This is a genomic window from Enterobacter mori LMG 25706 (genome assembly GCF_000211415.1).
GTDB lineage: Bacteria > Pseudomonadota > Gammaproteobacteria > Enterobacterales > Enterobacteriaceae > Enterobacter > Enterobacter mori.
In genome coordinates this window covers 1-3,026 of sequence record NZ_AEXB01000132.1, presented here as the reverse complement: position 1 = coordinate 3,026, position 3,026 = coordinate 1, and the positions used below count along the sequence as shown (strand labels likewise).

The window sequence follows — 3,026 nt, the reverse complement described above, 5'->3', positions numbered from 1 at the left end:
CGCATGAAAATGCGGGCTTTTTTTTCGCATGTTGCACGCCTGCGGGGGGATGAGAATCCCCCCCGGTGGTATCTGCAGCTCGGTGCGGCCTGAGCCCCTCACCCTGCCCCTCTCCCCAGGGGAGAGGGAAGTACTACTCTTCCACCATCCGCGCATACTCTTCGGTCAGAAAATCTACCAGCGTCCTGACCGACGGCAGCATGCCGCGCCGCGAAGGATAAACCGCGTGAATCACTTCCCGTCGAGGTTCCCACGCGTCCAGCGCCCGTACCAGTTCCCCTGACGCAAGCTGATCCTTCACCATCAATATCGGCAACTGTACAACGCCCACGCCCGCCATCGCCGCTTCACGCAGTGCCAGCATGTCGGTGGTAATAAAGCGCGGTGCGTAGTGGATCTCCGCTTTCGCCCCCTCTGGACCACTGAGTTCCCACTTATGCACCTGTTTACCGGCCCCCATACTTAAACCAGGCCATTCACTGAGCTCAGAAGGCATTCGAGGTTTACCCATACGTTCAATCAACTGCTGACTCGCCACCAGGCAATGCCCCCTGTCAGCCAGCACTCTTAAGACCAGATCGCTGTCATCAAACGGACGCGGACGCACGCGGATCGCCACATCAATGCCTTCGCCCAGAAGATCGACCCGCCGATTGGTGGCCTCAAGCTGGAGATTAATCCCCGGGTAGCGCGCCATAAACCGCGCCAGCATCGGTCCTACGTGGACGTGCAGTAACGTGACGGGACAGGTGATCCTGACGACGCCGCGCGGCTCAGCCTGCAGCGCAGCAACGGCCTCCTCTGCCGCTTCTGCTTCTATCAGCATTGCCTTACAGTGCTGATAGAAGGTCTGCCCCACTTCCGTCACCGTAAACTGCCGCGTAGTGCGCTGTATCAACCGCACGCCAAGCCGCTCTTCCAGCTGCGCAATCCTGCGGCTCAGTTTGGACTTGGGTTGGTCTAGCGCCCTTCCCGCCGCCGCAAACCCACCATGCTCGACCACCTTCACAAACCAGACAAAGTCATTGAGATCCTGCATAAAACCCCATCGTTCTATTTTCTGAACAGTGAATGCCATTTTCACTATCTACCGGGATATTAACTCTGAATATAAGCTAATTACATCAACAGAACATCAGGAGTTAATCATGAAAAACGTAACAGGCGTTTATACCGCTCCCCGCCAGCACTGGGTTGGCGATGGTTTCCCGGTTCGTTCGATGTTTTCTTATCAAACCCACGGCGAGCCGCTGAGTCCGTTTTTGCTGCTGGACTACGCAGGTCCGTACACCTTTCCGGCAGATGGGGCGAAACGCGGCGTAGGCCAACACCCTCACCGGGGTTTTGAAACGGTCACCATCGTCTATTCCGGTGAAGTGGAGCATCGCGACTCCACGGGTAAAGGTGGTGTCATTGGCCCCGGCGACGTGCAGTGGATGACGGCAGGTGCAGGCATCCTGCACGAGGAGTTCCACTCCAGCGCGTTCTCGCAGAAAGGCGGCGAACTGAAAATGATGCAGCTTTGGGTCAACCTGCCAGCCAAAGACAAAATGGCGACGCCGGGCTACCAGAGCATCACCAAAAGCGACATCCCGGTTGTGGCGTTACCGGACAACAGCGGAACGGTGAGGGTTATCGCCGGACGCTACGACGATATTACCGGCCCTGCGCACACCTTTTCGCCGCTGAACGTCTGGGATCTTGCCCTTAATCAGGGAAGCCATCTTACGCTCGCTCAGCCGGAGGGCTGGAGCACGGCGCTGGTGGTGCTGGAAGGTCACGTTACGGTGAACGGCACTGCTCAGGCGGGAGAAGCCCAGTTGGTGGTGCTGAGTCAGGAAGGCGACAAACTGCACCTTGAGGCGAGCAGCGATGCCAAAGTGCTGCTGATGGCCGGCGCGCCGCTCAATGAACCCATCGTCGGCTATGGCCCGTTTGTGATGAACACTAAAACCGAGATCGCGGAAGCTATTCGTGATTTCAACTCCGGCCGCTTCGGCCAGATCTGATCGTAATCGTAATAAAGGAGAAGAACATGTCCACACCTGCCAATTTTAATGGAGCACGTCCGGTCATTGATGTTAACGATGCGGTGATGTTGCTTATCGATCACCAGAGCGGTCTGTTCCAAACCGTCGGTGACATGCCAATGCCGGAGTTGCGTGCTCGTGCGGCGGCGTTAGCGAAAATCGCTACCCTGGCGAAGATCCCGGTTATCACTACGGCGTCCGTACCACAGGGGCCGAACGGACCGCTGATCCCGGAGATCCACGCTAACGCGCCGCATGCACAATATGTTGCCCGTAAAGGTGAAATCAACGCCTGGGACAACCCAGAGTTTGTTGCGGCGGTAAAAGCGACCGGACGTAAGACGTTGATTATCGCGGGCACTATCACCAGCGTCTGCATGGCCTTCCCGTCAATCAGCGCGGTTGCAGATGGGTATAAAGTGTTTGCGGTGATTGATGCCTCCGGCACCTACAGCAAGATGGCCCAGGAGATCACCCTGGCGCGTGTTGTGCAGGCTGGCGTGGTGCCAATGGATACGGCGGCTGTGGCCTCTGAGATCCAGCGGACATGGAATCGTGAAGACGCGGCTGAGTGGGCTGAGGTATACACCCACATCTTCCCGGCTTACCAGCTGTTGATCGAAAGCTACGGCAAAGCACAGGAAGTGCTGAAAAACAGCGAAGTGCTCGATTCACAGCGTTAATAACCCGTGCTGCGACAAGAGCTGATTAAGGCTTAACCGAACGCACACGAATACAGAAAATCTGCTTGACCGTTTTAGCGCAACTCCCTATAGTAGCGCCCCGTTGCCCCCCAAGCGGTCAGGCAGCAAAACAATATGGTGAGGTGTCCGAGTGGCTGAAGGAGCACGCCTGGAAAGTGTGTATACGGCAACGTATCGGGGGTTCGAATCCCCCCCTCACCGCCATATTTAAGATGAGAGCTCGTACGAAAGTACGGGCTTTTTTCTTTTATATTCTCCGAAAGGGGGGATGAGAATCCCCGACCGGGGTTCG

General features: G+C 56.7%; 3 protein-coding genes and 1 tRNA gene. 3 read left to right on the top strand and 1 reads right to left on the bottom strand.

What is annotated here, in order from left to right:
* Positions 1-133: 133 nt before the first annotated feature.
* Positions 134-1,039, bottom strand: coding sequence for a LysR family transcriptional regulator (locus ENTMO_RS0100555; RefSeq protein ID WP_010426162.1), 906 nt, complete (start codon positions 1,037-1,039; stop codon positions 134-136).
* 109 nt (positions 1,040-1,148) lie between these two features.
* Here ENTMO_RS0100555 and ENTMO_RS0100550 point away from each other — a divergent pair, with 109 nt between their 5' ends.
* The 3 genes from ENTMO_RS0100550 (at position 1,149) to ENTMO_RS0100540 (ending at position 2,938) form a co-directional block, all read left to right on the top strand.
* A complete protein-coding gene (locus ENTMO_RS0100550; protein ID WP_010426160.1) occupies positions 1,149-2,009 on the top strand; it encodes a pirin family protein in 861 nt (286 codons plus the stop codon).
* Positions 2,010-2,035: 26 nt separating this feature from the next.
* Positions 2,036-2,713, top strand: a complete 678-nt coding sequence (locus ENTMO_RS0100545; protein WP_010426158.1) for an isochorismatase family protein — start codon at positions 2,036-2,038, stop codon at positions 2,711-2,713.
* A gap of 137 nt (positions 2,714-2,850) precedes the next feature.
* Positions 2,851-2,938: transfer RNA gene (locus ENTMO_RS0100540), tRNA-Ser, on the top strand.
* Positions 2,939-3,026 lie beyond the last annotated feature (88 nt).

Bases quoted from the DNA above. Each gene is read 5' to 3' on its own strand.
- ENTMO_RS0100555 (WP_010426162.1), bottom strand. From the start codon at position 1,039: ATGCAGGATCTCAATGACTTTGTCTGGTTTGTGAAGGTGGTCGAGCAT.
- ENTMO_RS0100550 (WP_010426160.1), top strand. From the start codon at position 1,149: ATGAAAAACGTAACAGGCGTTTATACCGCTCCCCGCCAGCACTGGGTT.
- ENTMO_RS0100545 (WP_010426158.1), top strand. From the start codon at position 2,036: ATGTCCACACCTGCCAATTTTAATGGAGCACGTCCGGTCATTGATGTT.